We start from the raw sequence: 19242 nt of genomic DNA, 5'->3' as shown, positions 1-19242 counted from the left end.
CGGCGCGGCGAGCCGGTCCGCACCTTCGGCGGGCGGCTGGTGCGCACCGACTTCGGCGTGGGCGGTCTCGATGACGAGGGCCGCGACGGGCTGGCCTCCTCCCGTGGGCGGTTCGCCCGCAATGCCGTCATCCAGGGCTCCGCGGCCGAGCTCTTCAAGGCATGGGCGGCGACCGTGCGGGTGGCTGTGCGACCGCTCGACGGGCGGATCGTGCTGTGCCTGCACGACGAGCTGCTCGTCCACGTGCCCCGGCAGCATGCCGATGAGGCTGCTGCCGTGGTCGACCGGGCGCTCACCGACGCGGCGCGACGGTGGCTCGGCGGCGAGCACGTGCGCTTCGTCTCCGACACCTCGATCGTGCAGCGCTGGTCCGAGGCGAAATAGGACTCAGCCCTCGTGTCGTCGACGGGCACGAGCCAGGCGGACGAGCTCGGCCAGCTCGTCGAGGGTGATCGAGCTCAGGTGCCCCGGCAGAAGCACTGCCGTGGCCGGCGCGCCCGTGACATCCCTCATCTCGAAGACCTCGGCCGCGTCGTCCACGAGCCGACGGTTGACCGCTGCGCCGTCCGGGGTCAGCTCGACCCATGCGTATGCGTGCTCGCCCTCACCCGAGACACTGGCGGTGACGATCGAGGACCACGGCAGGCGGCACCACGTGTGCATCAGCAGGCCGTCGTGGTCGAGGACGAATGCCCTCAGGCTGCCGCGCAGGTTCCAGATCGCGATCGGCACCCCGACGACGCCGAAGAAGAGGAAGACCAGGACCCCGCCGGGGAGGATGCCCATGCCTGCGTAGTGGCGACGCTCCCCCGGCTCGAGACCGAAGAGCCCATTGCCGATCATCGCGAGGCCACCGAGAGCGAAGAGCAGGCACACGGCGAGGACGGCAACGTCCCGCCGGCTCTGCGCGGTCAGCGCGACCGACCGCCCTCGCTCGATGGCGCGCGCTGCCCGCCGCGCCCGCGGCCCCACTAGGGGTTGTCGGTCTCGTCGACCGTGCGCAGGAAGTCCTCGAAGTCGGCGCCGATCTCATCTGCTGACGGGAGGTCGTCCCCTTCGCCGGCGAGCAGGCTGGGCCGCTCGAGCCCACGCAGGTGGACGTCGTACTGGCGCTCCAGCGCCTGCACGGCCTCCTTGACCTCGTCGTTGTCCTCGACCTCACGCTCGATCTGCAGCCGGCCCTCGCCAGCCGCCTCGGCGAGCGCGTCATTGGGCAGGTTGAGGCCTGTGACGTCGACGATCGCGTTGAGAGCCGTGAGTGCCGCGTCGTGGAAGGACGACTGCGCCAGGTAGTGGGGCACGTGGATGCTGAAGCCGACGGCGTCGCGAGAGGACTCGCCCAGGCGCAGCTCGAGGAGCGCCGCGAGCGAGGCGGGCACCTGCACGGTGCCGAAGACCGGCTTGTGCTCACCGATGAGTCGCTCGTCCGTGCCGTGGACGGTCATGCCGACCGGCCGCGTGTGCGGGACGGCCATGGGGATGCCGTGGGCGTGGACGGCGATCGAGATGCCGATCTCGTCCATGAGGCTGATGACGGCGTCGATGACCCCCTCCCACCGGTAGTCCGGCTCTGGCCCGGTGAGGATGTAGTAGGTCTGGCCGTCCCGGTCGAGCAGGTGGTACAGGATCAGGGAAGGGTCGTTGTAGTCCGTGTACCGGTTGGCGTCGAAGGTGATGATGGGTCGCCGGCTGCGGTAGTCGATCAGCGCGTCCACGTCGAAGGACGCGACGACGCTCGCGTCGCTTGCCTCGAGGAGGTGGTCGACGAGCAGCCGCTGGGCCATGCCCGCGTCGAAGAAGCCGTCGAAGGCCACGATCATCGGCCCGGGCTGCAGCAGCGCGGGGTCGGTGTCGGCCTCGTAACGGTAGAGACGCTCGGTCACGTCAGGACCTCCTGGTCGGTGAAGCATTCATTGTGGCAACGACCGGGGTCATCCGGCCATTCCCTCCTCAGGTGGAGATGGCAGCGATGGCGGACCGGACCCGCTTGGCCGAGACCGAGCGGGCCGTCCCGATCGACTGCGCGAAGAGCGAGATGCGCAGCTCCTCGATCATCCACCCGATGTCCACGACATCCGGTGAGCGTCGCCGCAGGGGTGGCAGCGCGTCGAGCAGATCCGCGTACGCGGCCTCGACACCGTCGACGGCTTCCTGGTGGCTGGCATCACGTCTCGGGTTCTCCGCGGCACGCTCCAGGCGAAGGGAGATCCCACGCAGGTAGCGCCGCAGGTCCGGCAACCGGTCCAGTCCCGTGTCGGCGATGAAGCCGGGGCGCACCAGCCCGTCGAGCTGGGCCCGCACGTCGGCGACGGTGGCGCCGAGCGCCGGGGCACTCATCCGGGCGAGCAGCGCCAGGACCTGGGTGCGTTGTGCCAGGACCGGCTCCACCTCGGAGACCGCGGTGAGTACCCGCTGGGCGACGTGGGTGCGGGTGGCGGCCAGCGCCTGGTCGAAGGCGGCCCGCGAGCGCACCGGTCCGGTGACGTGCTGGACCACGATGTCGTCGACGGCTGCGCAGAGGGCGTCGTCGAGGAGCGTGGGCACGGAGCCGTGCGGGTTGTCCGCGAGCGCCAGCTTTTGCGCATTGGTCAGGCGGGCGAGCACCCGCTTCCACGGTGGGCTGGTGCTCAGCAGGAGGAGCCGCCGCACGCCGGCGCGATGGGCGGCGATCGCCTGCTGCTCGTCCGGCAGCACGCGGACGGCGACACTGCTCCCTTCGTCCACGAGGGCCGGGTACCCGATGACGGTGTGCTTGCCGGTCCTGGTCGTGAAGGTGCTCGGCAGCTCGTCGAGGTCCCAGGTCGTCAGGCCGGTGCGCTCGATGGAGGCACCCGCGAGCGACATGCCTTGCTGGACGTGCCCGGCGAGGCTCTCGCGCAGGGCTTCGAGGTCCTTGCCGTGGCCCAGGCGGCGCCGGCGGCCGTCCTCGACGGCGAAGCTGACCCGCAGGTGGTCGGGCACCTTGGTCCAGTCCCACTCCCCCTCGTCGATCCGGATGCCACCGCGCCGGCCGAGCACGGTCGACAGCTGGGAGGTGATCGTCGTCCCTGCGTCGGCGTCGAGCTCGCCCAGTGCAGCGCGGGCGTGGTCGGGCGCGGGGACGAGGTGGCGTCGGGTGGCCTTGGGCAGCGACTTGATGAGCGCGGTGACCAGGTCGGCGCGCAGCCCGGGCACCTGCCAGTCGAAGCCGTCGGCGGTCAACCGGTTGAGCACCGCGACGGGCACGTGGACGGTGACGCCGTCGTCCTCGGTGCCGGGCTCGAACTGGTAGCTCACGGCGAGCTCGAGCCCGTCGGTGCGCCAGCGCCGCGGGTAGTCGCGCTGGTCGACCTGGGCTGCGTCGTCGCGGGTCAGGAGATCCTCGGTGAGGGTGAGCAGGTCCGGCTGCTCGCGGCGGGCGGACTTCCACCACGTGTCGAAGTGCGCGCCGGAGACGACGTTGGCGGGGATCCGGGCGTCGTAGAAGGCGACCACATCCTCGTCGTCGACGAGCAGGTCGCGACGGCGGGCCCTCTCCTCGAGCTGCTCGAGGCGACGGATCAGCTTGCGGTTGGCGGCGAGGAACTCGTGCCGACCGTCCCACTCGCCCTCGAGCAGCGCGTGCCGGATGAAGAGCTCGCGGCTGACGACGGGGTCGATCTTGCCGTAGGACACCGACCGCCCGACGACGAGTGGGACGCCGAAGAGGGTGACTCGCTCGGTCGCCATGACCGACGCGGCCTTCTTGCTCCAGCGCGGCTCGGAGTAGGTGCGCTTGACGAGGTGGGCGCCGGCCCGCTCGGCCCAGACGGGGTCGATCCGGGCGGACGAGCGAGCCCACAGCCGCGAGGTCTCGACGAGCTCCCCCGCCATGACGAAGGGGGGTTGCCGCTTGAAGTTCGTGGTGCCCGGCTGGATCGAGAAGCGCGCTCCACGCGCCCCGAGGTAGTCACGCTTGTCCTCGTCGCGCAGACCGATGTGGCTGAGCAGCCCGGTGAGCAGCGCCTGGTGGATGCGGTCCCAGTCCGGCTCCGCGTCGACCGCCGACGTGCGCTGCCGGGTGTCGATCGTGTGCTGCTTGGCGGCGCGCACGAGCTGGGAGTGCAGGTCCTGCCACTCACGGATGCGCAGGAAGTGCAGGTACTCGCGCTTGCACATGCGACGGAAGGCGCTGCCGGACAGGGCCTTCTGCTGGTCCTTGAGATGGACCCACAGGTGCCACCAGCTGGCGAAGTCGGAGCCTTCCTGGCGGAATCGTGCGTGCTGCTGATCGGCCTGGGGTCGCTTGTCGATCGGCCGCTCGCGGGGGTCCTGGATCGACATGGCGGAGATGATGACGAGCACCTCGGTGGTGCAGCCGAGCTTGTCGGCCTCGATGAGCATGCGGCCCATCCGCGGGTCGACGGGCAGGCGCGCGAGGGTCTTGCCCGTGGGGGTGAGCCGACGACCACCGCCGCGCCGTCCCCCCTTCGCCTGCTGGGCTTCTCGGGCTGCCGCGGTCTCGGTGTCGAAGGCCTGCAGCTCCTGCAGGAGGCGCACGCCGTCGGTGATCTGGCGGGAGTCCGGCGGCTCGAGGAAGGGGAAGCGGGCCACGTCGCCGAGGCCGAGCGAGGTCATCTGCAGGATGACGCTGGCGAGGTTGGTGCGCAGGATCTCGGGGTCGGTGAACTCGGGACGCGACTCGTAGTCCTCCTGCGAGTACAGGCGGATGCAGATGCCCTCGGCGATGCGGCCGCACCGGCCGGCGCGCTGGTTGGCCGAGGCCTGCGAGACCCGCTCGATGGGCAGGCGTTGGACCTTGGTGCGCTGGCTGTACCGGGAGATGCGGGCGGTGCCGACGTCGATGACATAGCGGATGCCGGGGACCGTCAGGGAGGTCTCGGCGACGTTGGTGGACAACACGATCCGACGTCCGCGGTGCGCGGCGAAGACGCGGTGCTGCTCGGCCGCGGACAGGCGTGCGTAGAGCGGGATGATCTCGGTGTCGGGCAGCTGCATCGAGGTCAGGGCCTCTTGCGCGTCGCGGATCTCCCGCTCGCCGGAGAGGAAGACGAGGGTGTCGCGGGGGCCGGCATCGTCGGGCTCGGTCCACAGCTCCTCGACGGCCTTGCAGATGCCGGTCAGCTGGTCGCCGTCATCTTCACCGTCGTCGTCGCTCTGCTCTCCTAGCGGGCGGTAGCGGATCTCGACCGGGTAGGTGCGACCGGAGACCTCGATGATCGGGGCGGGCTCACCGTCAGGACCGGCGAAGTGGGCCGCGAAGCGCTCCGGGTCGATCGTCGCGGAGGTGATGACGACCTTGAGGTCGGGGCGGCGGGGCAGGAGCTGCTTGACGTAGCCGAGGATGAAGTCGATGTTGAGCGAGCGCTCGTGGGCCTCGTCGATGATGATCGTGTCGTAGCGGCGCAGGTCGCGGTCGCGCTGCATCTCGTTGAGCAGGATGCCGTCGGTCATCACCTTGACGCGGGTGTCGTCGCTGCTGTGGTCGGTGAAGCGCACTTGGTACCCCACGAGCCCGCCGAGCTCGACCTGCATCTCCTCGGCGATCCGCTCGGCGACCGCGCGGGCGGCGATGCGACGGGGCTGCGTGTGACCGATCTGGCCGGTGCGTCCGCGCCCGATCTCGAGGGCGATCTTGGGCAGCTGGGTCGTCTTGCCGGACCCGGTCTCCCCCGCCACGATGACGACCTGGTGGTCGCGCATCGCTGCGGCGATGTCGTCCTTGCGGGCGACGACCGGCAGGTCCTGCGGGTAGTGCAGGTCCTCCGCGGGGATGGCTTCGCGAAGGGGGGTGGGCATGGCGGTCAGGATACGTGCCTCCATGATCACGGTCCCTGAGGAGGTTGCGCAGCAACCGTCTCCTCGCTCCCCGAGGAGGTTGCGCAGCAACCGTCTCGAGGGGTCAGAAGTCGATGGTCCCGACCGGGCCGATCGGGGTGCGCAGGGCGAGGTCCAGTCGGGCGATGGCACCGGGATCGCCGGTGACGTGGCCGGCGGCTGCCCGGGCGGCGAGCGACTGCCCGCCGAGCCAGACCGCGCCGAGGTCGCCGATGTCGAGGGTGATGTCGGGCTCGACGTCGGTGCGGCTCAGCTCGCCGACACCTCCCCCGGCGCTCCAGCGCCACGTGCCGGCCTGGTCGGTGAGGATCTCGTCGCGCACCCGCACGACGACATCGACGTCCACCGCGTGACCGCGCTCGGCGACGGCGGTCGGCACGTCGACGAGGCGCACCCACAGGTTGTCGGTCACACCGCTCACGCTCATCGACCGGAGCGAGGGCTGCCAGAGCGCGAGGACGTCGTCCGGGGCGACCCAGTACTCCGTGCTGCCCATCAGGTCGAGGTCGACGAGACGCTCGGCGAGCGCAAGACGTGCGCCGGCGTCCACTGACAGGAGGAAGAAGACCCCCACCTTGCCCGCGGCTGAGCCGGCATCCCACGTCGGCGTGCGGTGGAAGTACGCAACACCGACGTCACGGCCGTCACGGGTCGCCCAGAGCAGACGAGCCGGCTCTCGCTCACCGCGACTCTCCGGGGTGTCGGCGAGGAGCCGCCGGCTGTCCTCGGCACTGCGCACGAGGTGCCCGGGCCCAGTGCTCCCGCACTCGCGGGCCAGTGTGTGCCACCGCTCGCCCTGGTCCGGGCTCGCCGTCGTCGTCCTCAGGGTGGTGGCCCGAGCGAGACCTCGGACCGCCTGAGGCGCAGCGAATTTCGTCCCCCTGCCGAAGCTCGACATCAGCTCCGAGCTCGCGACCCCGTAGCCGAACCGGCCGTAGATCCCCGGCTCGGACGCCTTGAGCACGGCGATCGAGCGCCCCTGCTCCTCCCGGGTCCAGCGCAGGTGGTGGCGCATCAGGGCACTGAGCACTCCTGCGCGGCGGTGGTCGGGATGCACGCCCACCCAGGTCAGGCCCTCTGCGGGACGAAGGGAGGCGTCCCCCTGCGTCGCGGGGACGGACAGCTCGACATCCCACGACCCGGCGATGCCCGCCGGCTCACCGTCCCGGGTGGCGACGAAGCCAGCCCGGCGCGGGGTGTCGCGCAACGCAGCCACCCGTGGTACCCGGCCCGACGCGGACCAGACGAGCTCGTCGAGGTCGAGGACGAGCTCGGCGGCCGCGTCGTCGTCGGGGTCGATCCGGGTGACGTGGATGTCGGAGGCCATGCCGTCACGCTCGCACCTGACCGGTGGTGCCGCAACGGAGTTTTGTCCCTCACGGGATCGCACCCGCGACCGGACGGGTCGTCAGCTCGTCGACCGCTGCATCGCGTTGCTGCTGGGCCGAAGCCTGTCGACGCTCGGCGGCCTGCTCGCGCTCCTGCCGGGCCTGCTTGTCCGGCCCGGACTCGGTGGCTCGACCGAGCCGGTCGACCTGCTCCTTCGTCGAGCTGACCTGCGAGACGGTGTGGTTGGTCGCCTTGATCGAGTACTTGATGGCCACCCCGCCCTTGCGGACCCGGCCGGATCCGGCGACGGCCGCCCAGTCCGTCGCGAAGTCGTCGACGAGCCGGGCTCCCGACTTCGTCGCCAGGGTGTCCGTGACCTTGTCCGCCGCCCTCACCTTCGCCTTGGCGACCTGGTGCCGGGTGGAGTTCTTGGCATTCGTCACGATCCGCGTGCGGGCGATGGGGTTGGTCGACGTGTCCGCGGCCCTGATCCCCTTCAGCCTCTCTGCGTGGCGGCTCGTGCGGAAGAAGTTCTTCTCCTTCACCTTGCCGCTCGATGGGATCACGAAGTCGACTGCGGCCAAGACGGTGGTCACGCTGACGTCCTTGTAGCTGCCCTCGTCGTAGAACATCCGCCGCCCCAGCTTGCCCACCGGGTCGGCGACGGCCACGACCTGTACCGGCTTGCCCCATGGGGTGGTCTGCACGATCGGGTTGTTGACCAGTGAGCTCGTCCCGACCGAGCTCGACTTCTCGAACCCGTTGTACGCCCGTGGGTCGCTCAGCTCGATCGCCACCAGGGCCAGGCGGGCGGCCATCGCCTGCTCGTCGGCTCTCGCCTCCTCCGCCTCACGCTGGTAACCGCGCTTGTTCATCTCGCGGGAGTTGCTCGCGGCCCGGTACTCGCGGTCCACCGTCAGGTACTCCGGATCCTCGGGTGTCATCGTGGCCAGCTTCGTCGTGCAGCGCTCAGCGGTCGCGACGTTTTCGTCGTAGCGGATGCGAATCCTCTCCAGCGTCGTCTGGCTCGTCTCGAGCCGGTCGGCGTAGGGCCGGATGATCCGCTCGGTGCCTGCCAGTCGGTTGGCGATCTCCACGAGGTCATCGGGGGTCGCGCCGACCTCGTTGTCGAAGGTCGTCCCGGCGCACGAGTCCCACACCCCCTTCGTCGAGACGGTGCGGAGCATCTCGGCCACGGTGTGGATGTTGGCGGCGACGGTCTTCAGCTCGTCGGCCTCGGCACGGATCATCGCGGGGTCGCCCTCCTCGATGGTCCCCGGGTCGTGGAGGGCCATCAGAGGATCCCGCGGTTGCGCTCGTCGATGAGGTCCTCGGTCTCCACGTACCAGGAGCCCGCGTCCTTGGCCAGCCTCCCGAGCTCGCGCAGCTGCTTGCACACCTGCTTGCGGCGCAGCTCGTAGTCACCGATCGCACTCTCGTAGGCGTTGGTGCCGTCCCAGCTCGGAAACCCGAAGGTCTCCACCGCCTCGTTGTTGGCCTTGGCCGCCTTTTCTTCCAGGTAGTCGGCGATGGTCGAGAGCCGGCGCCCCAGGCCCTCGATGCCCTCGCTGTCGATGGAGATGCGTTGTTGTCCGCCCATGCCCCAACGCTATGAAAAAACGCTGCTGGGCCCGTGGAGATATCCACAGGCCCAGCAGCGGTCCCTTCGAGACGGTTGCTGGGCAACCTCCTCAGGGAGCGTTGGTCACTTCGCGGCGGCGAAGCCCTCCTCGAGGTCGGCGATGATGTCCTTGACGTCCTCGAGGCCGACCGACAGGCGCACGAGGCCGGGGGTGACGCCAGCAGCGAGCCGGTCCTCCTCCGGACCCTGCGAGTGGGTCGTCGACGCGGGGTGGATGACGAGCGAGCGCACGTCACCGATGTTGGCCAGGTGGCTGTGCAGCGTCAGGCCCTCGACGAACTTCTTGCCCGCCTCGAGGCCACCGGAGATCTCGAAGGAGATGACCGAGCCGGCCCCCTTCGGCGTGTACTTCAGCGCGGTGTCGTAGCTGGCGCTGGTCGGCAGGGAGGCCCAGGTGACCTTGTCGACCTGCGCGTGCCCACCGAGGAACTCGGCGATCGTGGCGGTGTTGGCCAGGTGGCGGTCCATCCGTAGCGAGAGGGTCTCGATGCCCTGCCCGATGAGGAAGGCGTTGAAGGGCGAGATCGCCGGGCCGAGGTCGCGCAGCAGCTGCACGCGGGCCTTGAGGATGAAGGAGAGGTTGGCGCCCATGACGCCGTTGATCCCCAGGTCCGGGCCGTAGCGCAGGCCGTGGTAGCCCGGGTCCGGCTCGTTGTAGTTGGGGAACTTCTCCGGGTCGGCGGCGTAGTCGAACGTCCCGGCGTCGACGATGACACCGGCGATCGAGTTGCCGTGGCCACCGAGGAACTTGGTCGCGGCGTGCACGACGATGTCGGCGCCGTGCTCGATCGGGCGCAGCACGTAGGGCGTGGCGATCGTGTTGTCCACGACCAACGGGACACCGGCGGCGTGGGCGGCGTCGGCGATGGCGGCGATGTCCAGGACGACGTCCTTGGGGTTGCCGATGGTCTCGCCGAAGAAGGCCTTGGTGTTGGGCTTGACCGCGGCCTTCCACTGCTCGATGTCGTGCGGGTCCTCGACGAGGGTGACCTCGATGCCGTACTTGGGCAGGGTGTGCTGCAGGAGGTTGACCGTGCCGCCGTAGAGCGCGGCGCTGGCGACGATGTGGTCACCGGCCTCGGCGAGGTTCATCAGCGCGAGGGTGGTCGCGGACATGCCGGAGGCGGTCATGAGGGCCCCGATGCCGCCCTCGAGCGCGGCGATCTTCTGCTCGACCGCGTCCTGGGTCGGGTTCATGATCCGCGTGTAGATGTTGCCGAGCTCCTTGAGCCCGAAGAGGTTGGCGGCGTGCTCGGTGTCCTTGAAGACATAGGACGTCGTCTGGTAGATCGGCAGGTTCCGGGCACCGGTGGTCGGGTCGGGGGCCTGGCCGGCATGGATCTGCTTCGTCTCGAAGCTCCACGTGGACTGGTCGGTCATGGGTTCACTCCTGTGCATGGTGCGCGCTTGACCGTGGCGGGCGCCACGGACCAGGTCGTCTCCCGGGGCACCCCACCGCGGAGGAGGGTTGCCGGCCAGCAAGCCGGGGCTGTGCGCTGGCGCTCAAGACCTGCCCCGATGATAGGAACACGGCCGCGTGCCACCAGCCCCTGTCTCACCTAGCGGGCGGAGTGTCCAGATCGTGCGCGGTGGATCCACCACAGCCCGACGAAGGGCAGGACCAGCGGCAGGTAGCCGTAGCCGGACCCGAAGTGGGACCAGACGGTCTTGTCCGGGAACAGGTCCGGCTGCAGGTAGGAGAGCGTCCCGACGCTCAGCACGCCGATGGCCTCCACGAGGATCGCCCCGGTCGCGATGCGCGCGCCGGAGGTTCCCCCCTTCGCCAGGGCAACGGTCGCGATGATGTAGATCACTGCCGCGAGGGCCGAGAGCACGTATGCCAGCGGTGCCCGGTCGAAGTACTGGGTGGCCTGCAGGATCGAGCGCCCGGTCGCGGCGAGCGCGAGGACGCCGTAGACGGCGACGACGATGCGGCCCGGCCCGGTGCCGGTGCTGACCTCAGGCGGGGCCATTGGTCTGCCAGATCTGCAGGATGCGGTAGGTCATGACCCCGACGGTGAAGGCGCCGGCGATGACGACGCCCATCGCCCAGCGGGTCTTTTCCTTCAGGGCGATGAAGACGACGATCGGCGGCAGGATCGGCAGCGTGAGGGCGTAGGCGAGCATGGTCGCACCCTCCCCCGTGCCGATGACCTGGCGGTGGACGACGGCGGTCACGACCGCCAGCACGATGAGACCGAGCTCGACGAGCGCGGTCACGAGGAGCAGCGCATCGTCGACGAGCCGGTTGATCGCGAGGTAACCCAGGGACATCAGCCCGAGCACGCCGACGGCGATCATCACGAAGGTGGTCAGGGGCACAAGCACCGGGCAAGGTTACCCAGCCGCTGCGGTGGGAGCATCACGGCATGAGTCCTCAGCGTCCGAGTGCCCAGCAGCTCATCACCACCGTCGTCGATCCCGACAGCTTTGTCTCGTGGGACGAGCCCCTCGACCTCACCGGTCTGGACGAGACCTATCGGGCCACGATGGCCAAGGCTTCCGACCGGGCCGGCACCGACGAGTCGATCCTCACCGGGCGGGCCGGCATCCGCGGCCACGAGGTGGCGCTCATCGTCGGCGAGTTCCGCTTCCTGGGTGGCTCGATCGGTCGTGCGGCCGCCGGACGGATCGTCGCGGCCATCCGCCGGGCGACCACGGAGCGCCTGCCCCTCATTGCGGCGACCGCCAGCGGTGGCACGCGGATGCAGGAGGGCACACCGGCCTTCATGACGATGGTCGACATCTCCGCGGCGGTCGTCGCGCACAAGGCGGCAGGCCTGCCCTACCTCGTCTACCTGCGCCACCCCACGACCGGGGGCGTCTTCGCCTCGTGGGGCTCGCTCGGGCACATGACGATCGCCGAGCCGGGCGCGCTCATCGGCTTCCTCGGCCCGGTCGTCTACGAGACGGTCAACGGCGTGCCCTTCCCCGACGGCGTGCAGGTGGCGGAGAACCTCGTCGACAAGGGCATCGTCGATGCGATCGTCCCGATCGACGGGCTGGCCGACATCGCTGCCCGAGCGCTGACCCTGCTGTCCGCGACGACCGAAGGGAGCACCGCTGACCCCTCGGACCACCCCGCGTGGCCGGTCACTCCCTTCGTCTCCCGGCCGGAGCCGAGCGAGGAGGAGATCGCCACCCTGTGGTCGTCGATCGAGACGACGCGACGCCAAGACCGACCGGGAGTGCGCGAGCTGCTCAAGCACGCGGCCGACGACGTCATCCCGCTCAACGGCACCGGCTTCGGCGAGTCCGACAAGGGCGTGATGCTCGCGCTGGCGTCCTTCGGTGGCCGCGCGTGCGTGCTCGTCGGTCAGGACCGCCGCTACCAGGTCTCCCAGTCGATGGGTCCGGCTGCGCTGCGTGAGGCACGACGCGGCATGCGGATGGCGAGCGAGCTCGGCCTACCGCTGGTCACCGTCATCGACACCCCCGGGGCGGACCTCTCCCCGCGCGCCGAGGAGGGCGCGCTGGCCGGTGAGATCGCCCGGTGCATCGCGGACATGACCTCACTGAGCGTGCCGAGCGTCTCGGTGCTCCTCGGCGAGGGCACCGGGGGCGGCGCCCTCGCGCTGCTGCCCGCCCGTCGGGTCGTCGCGGCGGGCAATGCGTGGCTCTCCCCGCTGCCGCCGGAGGGTGCGAGCGCCATCCTCTTCAAGGACACCGACCATGCTCCCCTGCTCGCCGCACGCCAGCGGGTGGGCGCGCAGCAGATGCTCGAGGACGGGTTGGTCGATGTGATCGTGCCGGAGTCCCCGGCCGCCCACGAGGACCCCGTGGCCTTCGCCGCAGCGATCGGTGCGGCGATCACCGCCGAGGTCGAGGGTCTGCTGGTGTAGCAGGTCAGCCGGTGGGCGCGAGCGAGAGCTGGTCCCAGCGCGGCATCTCGACGACGGCGTCCGCCGTCGCCAGGTAGGTGCCGAGCAGTGGCACGCCGTGCTCGCGGCAGCCGGCGATGGCGGCCTCGTGCCATGCCCGGGCCTCGTCATCGGGCGATGACCCGTGGGGGCGGCCGATCGCGACGACCACTCCGCCAAGACGCTCGGCGAACTCGCCGACGACGAGGTCGAAGGGACGCCCGTACTCCCCCGGCGCCGGGCCGACGAGGTCCAGGTCGGTGATCGAGATCGGTTGGATCATGCGCCGGGTGTCGTCGCACAGCAGGATGGTCAGGCATCCCGTGGCGCGGTCGCTCTCACGGACGACGAGGTCGACGACATCAGCGGCGATCCGCGGGTCGGTCAGAGGTCGGGTGGGCCAGTCATGGGGCAGGTCTTCAAAGGTCATGCCCTTGATGATGGCCCGATCGTCGCTGCGCACCGCAAGCTTTTCCACAGGCCCACCCGGCCAGCCGGGGTCGGTAGTGTGAGCCACGGCACGACGCCCCACCCAGCGCGTCCGCCATCCGTGCACCCACCCCCAGCACCCAGGAGAGCCACCCGTGGCACTGAGCGTCTTCGACCTGTTCTCGATCGGCATCGGCCCCTCGAGCTCGCACACCGTCGGCCCCATGCGGGCCGCCGTGATGTTCGCAGAGCGGATGCGCGACGAGGGGATGCTCTCCGACGTGCGCCGGGTCAAGGCCGAGCTCTTCGGGTCCTTGGGCGCGACCGGCCGCGGTCACGGCTCCAACACTGCCGTGCTGCTCGGTCTGTCCGGCGAGCGCCCTGAGCTGTGCGACCCCCGCTCCGTCATGGGCCAGCTGGAGCAGATCCGCAGCTCACGGCAGGTCAACCTGCTGGGTGAGCACGAGATCGACTTCGTCGAGGACGACGACCTCGTGCTGCACCGGCGCAAGGCGCTCCCCCTGCACCCCAACGGCATGACCTTCACCGCGTGGGGCGAGGGCGAGGAGCCGATCAGCAGCCACACCTACTACTCCGTCGGCGGTGGCTTCGTCGTCGGCGAGACCGCCTCCGGCTCGACCAAGATCGTCGCCGACACCACGCCTGTCGCCCACCCCTTCACCACCGGCGACCAGCTGCTCGCGATCTGCCAGGAGACCGGCCTGTCGATCTCCCAGGTGATGCTGGACAACGAAAAGTCCTGGCGCACCGAGGACGAGATCCGCAGCGAGCTGCTGCACATCTGGTCGGTCATGGTCGAGTGCATCGACAACGGCTCCCGCACCGAGGGCGTGCTCCCCGGCGGGCTCAAGGTCCGTCGTCGCGCCCCCCAGCTGCACCAGCGGCTGCGCTCCGAGGGCGACAGCACTGACCCCCTGCGCGGCATGGACTGGCTGACGCTCTATGCCTTGGCCGTCAACGAGGAGAATGCAGCGGGCGGTCGGGTCGTCACGGCCCCCACCAACGGTGCGGCCGGGATCATCCCCGCGGTGCTGCGCTACTACGTCGACTTCGTGCCGGGTGCCGATGACGACGGCATCGTCCGGTTCCTGCTCACCGCGGCCGCGATCGGCGTGATCTACAAGGAAAATGCGTCGATCTCCGGTGCCGAGGTCGGCTGCCAGGGCGAGGTCGGCTCGGCCTGCTCGATGGCGGCCGGCGCGATGGCCGCCGTGATGGGCGGCAGCCCGGCTCAGGTCGAGAATGCGGCGGAGATCGGCATGGAGCACAACCTGGGCCTGACCTGCGATCCGGTCGGCGGGCTCGTCCAGATCCCGTGCATCGAGCGCAATGCCGTCGCGTCCGTCAAGGCGATCACTGCGGCCCGGACCGCCCTGCGCGGCGACGGCTCGCACGTGGTGTCGCTGGACAAGGTCGTCAAGACGATGCGCGAGACCGGTCGGGACATGAAGGTGAAGTACAAGGAGACCGCCCGCGGCGGGCTCGCCGTCAACGTCATCGAGTGCTGAGCGTCCGCTCCCTTCGCGGCATGACGAAGGGGGCCGGTCCAGATTGATCTGGACCAGCCCCCTTCGACGACGCGCGTCAGGAGATCACTTCTTGGTGATCGACCAGTCGCCTGCCGCGTCGACGACCAGGTACTTCGTACCCTCCTGGACCGTGGTGGTGCCCTCGTAGCTGTCGTACTCGCTGACGAGACGGTCCGGGTAGTCGGAGGCGCCGACGGCCTGGACCTTGATGTTGCCGATGAAGGAGTCCTTGGGCTGGGTGTACTTCACACCGATGTCAGCCTTCTTGCCGTCCCACTTGAAGACCTGCGAGCCGTCGCCCTTCTCGCTCTTGCCGAAGGTCGGGGCCTCACTGATCTTCTTGAACTTCACGCTCCACGAGCCCTTGGTGTCCATCTCGACCTGCGTGGTGCTCGAGCTGTACCCCGTGAGGTTGTAGGCCACGGTGCCCTTCTTGCTGTCGCTGGCCGAGAGGATGTACTCGTTGGTCTTGTCGTTGAAGTCCAGCCCCTTGATCGTCAGGCTGTCGTACTTCTGCCCGTCGTAGGTGAACTCCATCAGACCCGGGCCGTCACCAGCGGGGACCTTGATGCTGTCGTGACCCTTGCCCTTGTACGTGGTGTTCCACGTGGCGGCCTTGGAGTTGGCCTTCTGCGTCGGGCCGTCCGTGGTCGTCGAGGTCGTCGGGTCCGAGGTGGTCGGATCCGACGTGGTCGGCGAGTCGGTCGGGTCCGAGGTGGTCGGCGAGTCCGTCGGCTGGCTCGTGGTCGACGGCGGTGCCGCGGTGGTCGGGTCCTCGTCGCTGCCACCGATGAGCTTGAAGCCCAGGAAGCCCAGCGCCACCACGAGCACGAGGCCGATGACGCCGAGACCGGCGATCAGCGGCAGCTTGCTCTTGCTGGCGGGCTGGCCCGCTGCGTAGGACGACTGCTGGCCGTAGCCACCGGGCTGCTGGCCGTAGCCCTGCTGCTGGCCGTAGGCGCCGGACTGGTCGTAGCCCTGCTGCCCGTAACCAGCCTGCTGGCCGTAGGCGCCGGACTGGTCATAGCCCTGCTGCCCGTAGCCCGGCTGCTGGCCATAGGCGCTGGACTGGTCATAGCCCTGCTGCCCGTAGGCCGCGGCGCCATAACTCGTGCTGTCGGTGGAGATGGCCTCCGTCTCGGGCGCACGGTCGGCGTTTGGGCGCACTCGCGTGGCCTCGTCGACCTCGCTCGTGGAACCGACATTGTCCTGTCGGGTACCGGCACCCGAGGAGTCGGGGCCCGGGGCTCCGACGCCGAAACCGTCAGGCGTGGCCTGCCGGTGCTCGGTCCATCCATTGCCGTCCCAATAGCGGATCTGTCCCTGGTTGTCAGGGTCCTGATACCAACCGGCAGCCCAGTTGCTCATCGCAGGCCCTCTCCGTATCTCTCGAATGTGATCATCATGTGCTGGGCCAGCGTACCTGCGCTGCTCCCCTGAGGGCATGGGGAGAAGTCCCCATGCCTTGCCGAGCCGGGTTAGTTCTGATACCCGGCTCGTCGGTTGAAGTCCACGGCGCCCTGGTAGGCGTGGTACATGCTCCATCCCCAGGCCACGAGCATGATCGGCAGCCCGATGAAGCCGATGAGGATCCAGCCGAGGCAGATCACCAGGACGAGGCCGAAGATGTAGAGGCCGAGGAACCCGACGCCTGCGCCGACGTCGCCGTTCATCATCGACCCGACTCCGGGGATGAGGAAGGAGACGACCAACGCGATGGCGGGCTCCTTGCGGGCCACCGGGATGCCACCGGGGTATGGCGGTTGCCCTGATCCGTACATCGGCGGCGGCGCGTAGGGCACGACTTGGCTCGTGACCGGCGGTGTGGGTGGCGGTGTTGCGAGTGGCGGCGGTGGCGTCGACGCTGCGGGCGTCGACGACGAGTGCGTCCACTGGGACCCGTCCCAGTAGCGTCGCTCGCCCTCGTGCTCGTACCAGCCGGGCGCGTGTTCGTTCATGTTCTCCCCTGTGTCTACCGGGGTCGATGCTACCTGCGCCCGGCCAGTGTCCGTGCCACCTGCTCCTCGACGCGGGCGATGACGTCGAGATCACCGACGACGACGAGGCGGTCGGTGGCCCTGGAGAGACCGACGTACAGACGCTCGCGGAAGCGGCCCATGGTCCCGCTCTCGTTGACGCAGAGCACGACGGCGCGACGTTCCATCCCCTTCGCTCCGAGGACGTGGCCGTAGAAGACGTCGTCGTTGTCCCAGAACGTGTCCCAGTAGCCGCGCTGCCCGAGCTCCTCCTGCCGCTCGACCTGCACGGGGTGCCGCCTGCCGGTGGTGAGGAGGGCGACGTGGGCGCGGTTCCACCCTTCGTCCAGCAGCAGATCGACCTGGTCGTCGGCGATGTCGAGAGCCTCCTCGGAGGTCGCTGCGACAAAGGCGACGTCCGGTCCGTCGCCGCCCTCGAGCCGCATCCGCAGCGGGGCGAGCGGACGGAAGACCTCGGCGATCTGCTTGGTGTTGCGCAGGTTGTGGTCGAGGACGAGGGGCACGAGCGGGACCGGCGGGCGACCAAATCGGTTGAAGAGGCGCTGGTTCTCGTCGGAGTAGATGTACAGGCCGCCGTCGCTCTCGTCGGTCAGCGCGCCGATGAGCGGCCGCCACCACGACTCGGCGAAGTCCTGCGCCTCGTCGACGACGAAGGAGTCGAAACGCTTCCCGGGTGGCAGCTCGGCAGCCTTGTCTGCCATCAGGCGCGGGAAGACCTCCTCCCAGTAGTGGGGGTCGTCGCGGGTCCCCGAGGGGACGCCCCAGAGGTTGCCGAGCTCTTCGAAGGTGCCGACGAAGGCGGGTCGCCGGCGTCGCGGCCAGGTCGCCACCTCGCGCCCCAAATAGGTCGCCAGCCCGATCGAGTAGCAGAGCAAGGCGACTCGCTCGGCGGGTCGTGGCAGCTCTCCGGTGCGGCCGGCGCTCAGCTGCGAGGCCTGGGTGAGGGCGAGGACCGTCTTGCCGCTGCCGGCTCCCCCACGGATCTCGACCCGCCGCAGCAGCCGGGTGACGTCGAGGATCATCCCCTGCTCCTGGGTGAGCCGGTCGGCGCGGGCCTCGCGCTCGTCGGCCTCGTCGACGACCGTCATGACGGCGTCGGTCCCGCGGGCGGTGAGGATGTCGACGACGGTGTCGCAGTCAGTCTCGTCCGGGACCCGCAGGTGGGTGTCGAAGCCGAGCGGGATGTCGGCCAGCCGCTCGGCGAGCGTCGCCATGTCCTCACGGTCGTGGATCATCCAGCGCGGGCAGTCGGGCAGGTCGAAGTCCAGACCGAGACTGACGAAGGGGGTGACGACCGCATGCGCGAAGCGCACCCTCGCGCGTGAGGAGTCGGCCCAGCGACGGTCGGACTCGACGTACTCCCGGATCGCGTAGTGCGTGCCCCGGACCTGCCCCACCGGGTCGATGGCGACGCGCTTGCCGTCACGTTGGATCGACCACCGCCCGTCCTCGACCCGCACGCCACTCCCCTTGACCTCCACGACGACCACGCCGATGTCGGGCATGACGACGACCAGATCCGCCTCGTGGTCCTTGCGACTGTCGGTCAGGCGGAAGTTGGCGATCAGCGTGTCCTGCGGACGAAGGGAGTCCCTCAGGTTTTCCCACACGACGCGCTCGGAGTCGTTCGGGAACCTCGGGTCCTGCGGGATCAGGCGTGGCATGGGGTCAACGTATCCAGTTCCCCGATCCCTGAGGAGCTTGCGCTGCAAGCGTCTCGAAGGGCCTCACGCAGCGGGCAGCCGCGCAGCGAGTATGGCGTGCACCTTGGCCACGTCGAGGCGAGGCTCGGTGGGCTGGGTCAGGAGCTTGGAGAGCTTCTTGGGCGAGAGCACGTGGACACCGCGGGTGGTGAAGGACCCGCCGATCAGCGGCCAGTCGGCATTGACGAAGCACAACGCACCAGTGACGGGGAGCTCGCCGACGACTCCCCGGACGACGTCGATCTGCTTGAGCATGCCGTCGACGAGCGTGGTGCGGTTGCGTCGGCCGACGATGAGCTTGTCGACACGAGGACGCAGGATCCCCCCTTCGATGACGAGGCGTGGGCGTGGGCGGTCCTTGTAGTGCTTGGCGTCGATCACCCAGATCCCGCTCGGCGTGATGACGAGGTGGTCGATGTTGGCACGGGAGCGCGCGATGCGACGGTCGTGGAGTACAGCGAGCGAGGGCGAGGCGAGCCCGTCCACGTGGGCGCCGAGACGTTCCTCGCCGACGGCGCCGGCGGCCCAGGCCGTGGTGCTCTGGCGCTCGTCCGACAGGGCGACGGCCAGGCCGCCGAGACGGCCCCACGTGTGCCGCAGACGGTCCTCGTCCTTGGCCCTGCGTCGCTCGTACTCGCGACGAGCGGAGGAGCCTGCGTGAGAGGTGACGACGGGGGCGGGCTCGACACCCACCGGAGCGCACTCCACGCAGCGCACGGTCTTGGTCACTCGCTCGTAGACCGCGTCTGTACGCGCGGGGAGCGTCGTGCCGCAGAGGCGGCAGCTTCCTGCGTAGCGGAGCTTCATCCGCTTGTCATCCAGACCTGATGGGTCGGCCATGCGCCATCAGCGTAGAGATGAACGAGCCTCCTGGACAGGGGCCCTTTGTGCCCCCTCCAGAGGGGGCAAACACCA

General features: G+C 69.6%; 17 protein-coding genes and 1 riboswitch. Of the genes, 3 read left to right on the top strand and 14 right to left on the bottom strand.

The window, feature by feature from the left end; all coding sequences use genetic code 11:
- The coding region (locus JLI01S_RS12830) for a DNA polymerase (protein ID WP_245634618.1) at positions 1 to 384 on the top strand (384 nt) is incomplete at its 5' end.
- Positions 385 to 387: 3 nt separating this feature from the next.
- Here the strand turns inward: JLI01S_RS12830 and JLI01S_RS12825 are convergent.
- The 9 genes from JLI01S_RS12825 to JLI01S_RS12785 all read right to left on the bottom strand — a co-directional run bounded on the left by JLI01S_RS12825 (position 388) and on the right by JLI01S_RS12785 (position 11116).
- Entirely contained in the window at positions 388 to 972 is a 585-nt protein-coding gene (locus JLI01S_RS12825; protein WP_068265220.1) for a hypothetical protein, read from the bottom strand.
- Positions 972 to 1883, bottom strand: a complete 912-nt coding sequence (locus JLI01S_RS12820) for a proteasome assembly chaperone family protein (protein ID WP_084349412.1) — start codon at positions 1881 to 1883, stop codon at positions 972 to 974. The genes JLI01S_RS12825 and JLI01S_RS12820 overlap by 1 nt, the downstream gene beginning before the upstream one ends.
- Before the next feature lie 67 nt (positions 1884 to 1950).
- Entirely contained in the window at positions 1951 to 5802 is a 3852-nt protein-coding gene (gene hrpA, locus JLI01S_RS12815; protein ID WP_439645574.1) for an ATP-dependent RNA helicase HrpA, read from the bottom strand.
- Positions 5803 to 5881: 79 nt separating this feature from the next.
- Positions 5882 to 7144, bottom strand: coding sequence for a GNAT family N-acetyltransferase (locus tag JLI01S_RS12810; protein WP_068265214.1), 1263 nt, complete (start codon positions 7142 to 7144; stop codon positions 5882 to 5884).
- Between the two features lie 49 nt (positions 7145 to 7193).
- The gene (locus JLI01S_RS12805) at positions 7194 to 8441 is read right to left on the bottom strand and encodes a hypothetical protein (protein ID WP_068265211.1); all 1248 of its coding nucleotides are present in this window, start codon (positions 8439 to 8441) and stop codon (positions 7194 to 7196) included.
- Entirely contained in the window at positions 8441 to 8746 is a 306-nt protein-coding gene (locus tag JLI01S_RS12800) for a hypothetical protein (protein WP_068265207.1), read from the bottom strand. Before JLI01S_RS12800 ends, JLI01S_RS12805 begins: the two co-directional genes overlap by 1 nt.
- Positions 8747 to 8851: 105 nt before the next feature.
- A complete protein-coding gene (locus JLI01S_RS12795; protein WP_068265206.1) occupies positions 8852 to 10168 on the bottom strand; it encodes a bifunctional o-acetylhomoserine/o-acetylserine sulfhydrylase in 1317 nt (438 codons plus the stop codon).
- 18 nt (positions 10169 to 10186) lie between these two features.
- Positions 10187 to 10299, bottom strand: a riboswitch (SAM riboswitch).
- Positions 10300 to 10347: 48 nt separating this feature from the next.
- Positions 10348 to 10761 (bottom strand): hypothetical protein, encoded by a 414-nt coding sequence (locus JLI01S_RS12790; protein ID WP_068265204.1) that lies wholly within the window; start codon positions 10759 to 10761, stop codon positions 10348 to 10350.
- Positions 10748 to 11116: a hypothetical protein gene (locus JLI01S_RS12785; RefSeq protein ID WP_157074954.1), complete on the bottom strand. Its 369-nt coding sequence runs from the start codon at positions 11114 to 11116 to the stop codon at positions 10748 to 10750. Before JLI01S_RS12785 ends, JLI01S_RS12790 begins: the two co-directional genes overlap by 14 nt.
- Positions 11117 to 11157: 41 nt before the next feature.
- Here JLI01S_RS12785 and JLI01S_RS12780 point away from each other — a divergent pair, with 41 nt between their 5' ends.
- A complete protein-coding gene (locus JLI01S_RS12780; protein WP_068265201.1) occupies positions 11158 to 12630 on the top strand; it encodes a carboxyl transferase domain-containing protein in 1473 nt (490 codons plus the stop codon).
- Between the two features lie 4 nt (positions 12631 to 12634).
- On the opposite strand, the gene JLI01S_RS12775 is transcribed toward JLI01S_RS12780, so the two are convergent.
- Entirely contained in the window at positions 12635 to 13126 is a 492-nt protein-coding gene (locus tag JLI01S_RS12775) for a hypothetical protein (protein ID WP_068265198.1), read from the bottom strand.
- A gap of 106 nt (positions 13127 to 13232) precedes the next feature.
- On the opposite strand from JLI01S_RS12775, the gene JLI01S_RS12770 reads away from it, so the two are divergent.
- On the top strand, positions 13233 to 14606 hold the full coding sequence (locus JLI01S_RS12770) for an L-serine ammonia-lyase (protein WP_068265196.1): 1374 nt from the start codon (positions 13233 to 13235) through the stop codon (positions 14604 to 14606).
- Between the two features lie 84 nt (positions 14607 to 14690).
- Here the strand turns inward: JLI01S_RS12770 and JLI01S_RS17385 are convergent, their stop codons facing one another.
- From JLI01S_RS17385 to JLI01S_RS12750, 4 genes are all read right to left on the bottom strand, one after another.
- Positions 14691 to 15995, bottom strand: a complete 1305-nt coding sequence (locus JLI01S_RS17385) for a DUF2510 domain-containing protein (protein ID WP_068265194.1) — start codon at positions 15993 to 15995, stop codon at positions 14691 to 14693.
- Positions 15996 to 16105: 110 nt separating this feature from the next.
- A complete protein-coding gene (locus JLI01S_RS17010; RefSeq protein WP_157074953.1) occupies positions 16106 to 16585 on the bottom strand; it encodes a hypothetical protein in 480 nt (159 codons plus the stop codon).
- Positions 16586 to 16614: 29 nt separating this feature from the next.
- Positions 16615 to 18288 (bottom strand): nuclease-related domain-containing DEAD/DEAH box helicase, encoded by a 1674-nt coding sequence (locus tag JLI01S_RS12755; protein ID WP_068265190.1) that lies wholly within the window; start codon positions 18286 to 18288, stop codon positions 16615 to 16617.
- A 63-nt stretch (positions 18289 to 18351) separates the two neighbouring features.
- A complete protein-coding gene (locus tag JLI01S_RS12750; protein WP_245634617.1) occupies positions 18352 to 19167 on the bottom strand; it encodes a nuclease-related domain-containing protein in 816 nt (271 codons plus the stop codon).
- Positions 19168 to 19242 lie beyond the last annotated feature (75 nt).

Origin of the sequence: Janibacter limosus NBRC 16128 (assembly GCF_001570985.1) — a bacterium.
GTDB classification, from domain to species: domain Bacteria; phylum Actinomycetota; class Actinomycetes; order Actinomycetales; family Dermatophilaceae; genus Janibacter; species Janibacter limosus.
Note: the sequence above shows the minus strand (reverse complement) of the source record. Positions and strands in the feature narration are given on the sequence as shown.

Excerpts from the sequence above, each read along its gene's own strand:
- hrpA (WP_439645574.1), bottom strand. The coding sequence starts at position 5,802 with ATGGAGGCACGTATCCTGACCGCCATGCCCACCCCCCTTCGCGAAGCC.
- JLI01S_RS12810 (WP_068265214.1), bottom strand. The coding sequence starts at position 7,144 with ATGGCCTCCGACATCCACGTCACCCGGATCGACCCCGACGACGACGCG.
- JLI01S_RS12805 (WP_068265211.1), bottom strand. The coding sequence starts at position 8,441 with ATGGCCCTCCACGACCCGGGGACCATCGAGGAGGGCGACCCCGCGATG.
- JLI01S_RS12800 (WP_068265207.1), bottom strand. The coding sequence starts at position 8,746 with ATGGGCGGACAACAACGCATCTCCATCGACAGCGAGGGCATCGAGGGC.
- JLI01S_RS12795 (WP_068265206.1), bottom strand. The coding sequence starts at position 10,168 with ATGACCGACCAGTCCACGTGGAGCTTCGAGACGAAGCAGATCCATGCC.
- JLI01S_RS12790 (WP_068265204.1), bottom strand. The coding sequence starts at position 10,761 with ATGGCCCCGCCTGAGGTCAGCACCGGCACCGGGCCGGGCCGCATCGTC.
- JLI01S_RS12780 (WP_068265201.1), top strand. The coding sequence starts at position 11,158 with ATGAGTCCTCAGCGTCCGAGTGCCCAGCAGCTCATCACCACCGTCGTC.
- JLI01S_RS17385 (WP_068265194.1), bottom strand. The coding sequence starts at position 15,995 with ATGAGCAACTGGGCTGCCGGTTGGTATCAGGACCCTGACAACCAGGGA.
- JLI01S_RS17010 (WP_157074953.1), bottom strand. The coding sequence starts at position 16,585 with ATGAACGAACACGCGCCCGGCTGGTACGAGCACGAGGGCGAGCGACGC.
- JLI01S_RS12755 (WP_068265190.1), bottom strand. The coding sequence starts at position 18,288 with ATGCCACGCCTGATCCCGCAGGACCCGAGGTTCCCGAACGACTCCGAG.
- JLI01S_RS12750 (WP_245634617.1), bottom strand. The coding sequence starts at position 19,167 with ATGGCCGACCCATCAGGTCTGGATGACAAGCGGATGAAGCTCCGCTAC.